This is a genomic window from Variovorax sp. 01T439_2 (assembly GCF_056398445.1).
Window position 1 is genome coordinate 1 of sequence record NZ_JBFTPJ010000427.1, and the last position, 4,815, is coordinate 4,815.

The following is a 4,815-nucleotide window of genomic DNA, read 5'->3' on the forward strand; positions in this document are numbered from 1 at the left end:
AGCCCCAATCGATCGACAATCATCCTTGTTCGTTCGATGATCGTACATAAGCAGGGTTTGTCCTGATCCGGCCGAGCCGCCGCGCAGCCCGCCGCACGGCACACTTCGGGCCATGAGCACCGATGCCACCGATCTTTCCCCCGCGCCCGCCGGCCTCGACAAGCGCGACTGGATCGCCGGGCTGGAACGCGGCGTGAGCATCATCGAAGCCTTCGACGACGCCCATCCGCGCCTCACCGCCAGCCAGGCCGGCGAACGCACCGGCATGACGCGCACGGCCGCGCGGCGCTACCTGCTGACCCTGCAGCACATGGGCTACGTGGCGAGCGACGGCAAATTGTTCTGGCTCACGCCGCGCGTGCTGCGGCTCGGGCAGTCGTACCTGGACTCGGCCCGGCTGCCGCGCATCGTCCAGCCCTTCCTGCAGCGCGTGGCCGCCGGCACCAGCGAGATCGCCTACCTCAGCGTGATGGACGGCGACGAGGTGGTCTACATCGCGCGCAACGGACCCAACCGCAGCATGAGCACCGGCTACGTGCTGGGCGCGCGGGTGCCGGCGCAGGTCACGGCCGCGGGCATGCTGATGCTCGCGCTGCGCAGCGACGCCGAGCTGGCCGGCTGGCTCGCCACGCGGCAGCTGCAGGTGTTCACCTCGCACACCATCGCGAGCATGGAGCGCATGAAGCTGGAGCTCGCGCGCATCCGGGCACAGGGCTGGGCGCTGTCGGAGCAGCAGCTGGACCTCAATTCGCGCGGCATCGCGGTGCCGCTGCGCGACCGCCACGGCACGCTGGTGGGCGCGCTCAACATCACCATGCCGATGGGCCACGAAAGCTCCGAGGATGCGGTGGCGCGCGTGCTGCCGGTCCTGCGTGAAACCGCGCAGGCCATGCGCAACCTGATCTGACCGACAGCTTTCCGACAGCATCCGTGGGGCAGGATGCGGGCTTTCTTTCACACAAGCGATGGAGACAAGCACCATGTTCGACGACTTCTTCCTGAACGATCCGCAGCCCACGCGCCGCCAATGGCTGCAAGGCGGCAGCGCCCTGGCCCTGGGCGGCCTGCTGCCTTCGCTGGCCTCGGCCCAGGCCGGCTGGCCGAGCAAGTCGGTGCGCTTCGTCGTGCCCTTTGCGCCGGGCGGCAGCTCGGAGATCGTGGCGCGCTCCACCGCCGCCGAGCTCTCGCGCACGCTGGGCCAGAGCGTGTTCGTCGACAACAAGCCGGGCGCGGCCGGCAACATCGCAATGAGCGAGGTGGCGCGCAGCACCGACCAGCACACGATCATCCTCGGCCACATCGGCACGCTGGCGGTCAATCCCTTCATCTTCGCCAAGCTGCCCTACGACCCCAACAAGGACTTCAAGCCCGTGAGCCTGCTGGCCAAGGTGCCCAGCCTCTACGTGGTGCACCCCGACGTGCCCGCGAAGAACCTCAAGGAATTCATCGCCTTCGCCAAGTCGAAGCCGGGCAAGCTGAGCTACGGCTCCGCGGGCAACGGCAGCGCGGGCCACCTGGCCTTCGAATACCTGAAGATGACCGCGGACGTGTTCATGCTGCACGTGCCCTACCGCGGCACCGGGCCGATGGTGACCGACCTGCTCTCGGGCCGGCTCGACGCCTCGGCCATCGGCGCCRCGGCCATCATTCCGTTCATCAAGGCCGGCAAGGTGCGCTGCATCGCCACCGGCTCGGCCAAGCGCCTGGCACAGCTGCCCGACGTGGCCACGGTGGCCGAGCAGGGCTTCCCCGGCTTCGAGATGACGCAGTGGTACGGCATGCTCGCGCCGGCCAACATGGAGCCCGCGAACCTGGCCCGGCTCTCGGCCGAGACGATGAAGGCCGTGAAGTCGCCCGATTCGATGCAGCGGCTCACGGCCGATGCGGCCGAAGCCGTCGGCGGCACGCCCGAGCAGTTCGCGCAGTTCATCGCGGCCGAGCAGGCGCGCTGGAAGAAGGTCATTGCAAGGGCAAACATCAAGCCCGACTGACGGCGCAGCCCCTAGCATCGCGCCATGCGCATCCTGCTGGCCGAAGACGAACACACCCTGGGCACCTGGCTCTGCAAGGCGCTGGAGCATGCGGGCATCCAGGTCGAATGGGTGGACGACGGCCGGCTGGCAGACCGCGCCTTGCAGCAGCGCGACCACGACGCGCTGGTGCTCGACCTCGGCCTGCCGGGCATGGACGGCCACACGGTGCTGCAGCGGCTGCGCGAGCGCGACCAGCGGCTGCCCGCGCTGATCCTCACCGCGCGCGATTCGCTGAACGAGCGCGTGGCCTCGCTCAACGCGGGCGCCGACGACTTCCTCGCCAAGCCCTTTGCGCTGGCCGAGCTCGAGGCGCGGCTGCATGCGCTGGTGCGCCGCGCGCGCGGCGTGGAGCATCCGCGCCTGGCCTGCGGCCCGCTCGCGTACGACGGCGCGCGCCGCCAGTTCGTGCTGGGCGGCGAGGCGCTGGCGCTGTCGCCGCGCGAACAGGCGGTGCTGCGCGCGCTGGTGCAGCGCAGCGGCGAGCCGCTGTCCAAGCAGCAGATCCTCGACCGCGTGTTCTCCGACGACGACGAGGTGCATCTGGAAGCTGTCGAGGTGCTGGTCTACCGGCTGCGCAAGCGGCTCGACGGCAGCGGCGTGCGCATCGTGACGCTGCGCGGCCTGGGCTACGTGTTGGAGACCGAGTGAGCATTGCGGCTCGCCTGCGGCGCGCAAGCCTGTGGCAGCGGCTCGCGCTGCTGCTGTTCCCTGCCCTGCTGCTGGTGACCGRCATCGAGCTGTGGATGACGCGGCACGACGCGCTGGCCGCCGCCAATGCGGCCTACGACCGTTCGCTGCTCGGCGCGCTCAAGTCGATCGACGCCAACATCTCCACGGCCTCGGGCGGCCTCTCGGTCGAGCTGCCCTACACGATGTTCGAGTTCTTCGAGCTCACGGCCAGCGGCCAGGTGTTCTTTCGCGTGGCGACCTCCGACGGGCTGGTCGAACTCGGCAGCGCCGACCTGCCCGCGCCGCCCGCCACGCTGGCCATGGGCGTGCCGGCCTTCTACGACGCAACCTACTTCGGCGAGTCCGTGCGGCTGGCGGCCTACCGGCGCGACCTCGACCGCGCGCCGGCCGGCAGCACCGGACGCAGCGTGCTGATCCAGGTGGGCGAGAGCACGCGCTCGCGGCAGGAGTTCACCGCACGTTTTGTCCGCAGCGCCGCGCTGCGCGACGGGCTGGTGCTGGCGATGCTGCTGTGCGGCACCGCGCTTGCGCTTGCGGCGGCGCTGCGGCCGCTGTCGAGGCTGGCGCGCGAGGTGCAGGCCCGCACGCCGGACGACCTGACGCGCATCGCGGAGGCCGACCTGCCGGCCGAGGTACGCCCGCTCGTCGCAGCGGTCAACCAGCAGATGTCGCGCACGCAGGAACTGGTGGCGCAGCAGCGCCAGTTTCTCGACGATGCGTCCCACCAGCTGCGCACCCACCTCACCACGCTGCAGATGCAGGCCGACTACGCGAAGCGCGAGCAGGACCCGGCGCAGGTGCAGGCCACGCTCGATGCGCTCGGCACCGAGATCGGCCGAGCGACGCGCAGCGCGCAGCAGCTGCTTGCGCTGGGCCGCAGCGACACGGTGGCGGTGGAACCCGCCGAATTCGACCTTGCGGCGCTGCTGCGCGAAGTGGCCGTCGACCTGCTGCCGCTCGCGCGCGCCAAGCGCATCGACCTGGGCATCCATGCGCCCGCGCCGGAGTTCTTCGCGGTGGCGGACCGCGGGCTGCTGCGCGAGGCGTTGAGCAACCTTGTGGCAAACGCCGTCGCCTACACGCCGGCCGAAGGCACGATCACGCTCTTCGCGGCGGGCGATGCGGCGGGCTGGAGCCTCAACGTCGAAGACGACGGTCCGGGCCTGAGCGGCGAAGAGCGCGCCGCGCTGGGCCAGCGCTTTCGCCGCGGCGCCCGCGCGGGCAAGGGCGGCTTCGGCCTCGGCCTGGCCATTGCACGCTCCATCGCGCAGCGGCACCGGGGAGAGCTGCGGCTCGAGGCACGCGAGGCAGGCACGGGCCTGCATGCGATCATCTGGTGGCCTCGGCCGGCCGCCAGCTAGCCGGGCGCACACAGCCCATGCCGATCCCCTCTGCTACCCGCCGCCATGCGCTTCGCGCACTGTCGGCATTGCTGCTGCCCGGAAGTCTTCGCGCCACTGCGGCCTCGGCCAACGATCCGTCCGAGGCCGCGGCGGACTGCATCATTCCCGCCAAGGCCGGCGGCGGCTTCGACCTCACCTGCGCCCTCGCGCGCGACGCGCTGCAGGCGGTGCGCCCGAGGCGTCCRCCATTGGGCCAGCGCTACCTGCCGGGCGGCATCGGTGCGGTGGCCTTCGACCGCATTGCCACCGGCCGGCTCGGCGGGCCGGGCACGCTGGTGGCGTTCTCGAGCGGCTCGCTGCTCAATCTTGCGCAAGGCCGCTTCGGGCCGCACCCGCCTACCGCGGTGCGCTGGATCGCCACGCTCGGCACCGACTACGGCGTGATCGCCGTTCACCGCGACTCCCCCTACAAGCGCCTGCCGGACCTGATCGCCGCCCTGCGGCAGGAGCCCTCGCGCGTGGCCTTCGGCGCGGGCGGCACAGTCGGCAGCCAGGACTGGGTGAAGGCCGCACTGCTGGTGCGCGCCGCGGGCCGCGACCACCGGGCCATGCGCTTCGTGTCCTTCGAAGGCGGCGGCGATGCGCTGGGCGCACTGCAGGGAAGGCACGTCGATGTGTTCCCGGGCGATGCAGCCGAAGCGCTGCAGGCCATTGCGGGCGGCGCGGCGGTGCGCCTGCTGGCCGTGCTC

5 protein-coding genes are annotated in these 4,815 nt (G+C 71.3%); all 5 read left to right on the forward strand.

Annotated elements, in window-relative coordinates; all coding sequences use genetic code 11:
- Positions 1-112 precede the first annotated feature (112 nt).
- Positions 113-907: an IclR family transcriptional regulator domain-containing protein gene (locus tag AC1DOC_RS19480; RefSeq protein ID WP_012748428.1), complete on the forward strand. Its 795-nt coding sequence runs from the start codon at positions 113-115 to the stop codon at positions 905-907.
- Positions 908-980: 73 nt separating this feature from the next.
- Positions 981-1,991, forward strand: coding sequence for a Bug family tripartite tricarboxylate transporter substrate binding protein (locus tag AC1DOC_RS19485; protein WP_478130317.1), 1,011 nt, complete (start codon positions 981-983; stop codon positions 1,989-1,991).
- A gap of 24 nt (positions 1,992-2,015) precedes the next feature.
- Complete coding sequence (locus AC1DOC_RS19490) at positions 2,016-2,681, forward strand: response regulator (RefSeq protein ID WP_012748430.1); 666 nt, start codon at positions 2,016-2,018, stop codon at positions 2,679-2,681.
- Positions 2,678-4,084: a sensor histidine kinase gene (locus AC1DOC_RS19495; protein WP_478130315.1), complete on the forward strand. Its 1,407-nt coding sequence runs from the start codon at positions 2,678-2,680 to the stop codon at positions 4,082-4,084. The genes AC1DOC_RS19490 and AC1DOC_RS19495 overlap by 4 nt, the downstream gene beginning before the upstream one ends.
- A gap of 17 nt (positions 4,085-4,101) precedes the next feature.
- On the forward strand, positions 4,102-4,815 hold a 714-nt coding region (locus AC1DOC_RS19500), incomplete at its 3' end, for a tripartite tricarboxylate transporter substrate-binding protein (protein WP_478130316.1).

Coding starts and splice junctions, on each gene's coding strand:
- AC1DOC_RS19480 (WP_012748428.1), top strand. CDS start 113: ATGAGCACCGATGCCACCGATCTTTCCCCCGCGCCCGCCGGCCTCGAC.
- AC1DOC_RS19490 (WP_012748430.1), top strand. CDS start 2,016: ATGCGCATCCTGCTGGCCGAAGACGAACACACCCTGGGCACCTGGCTC.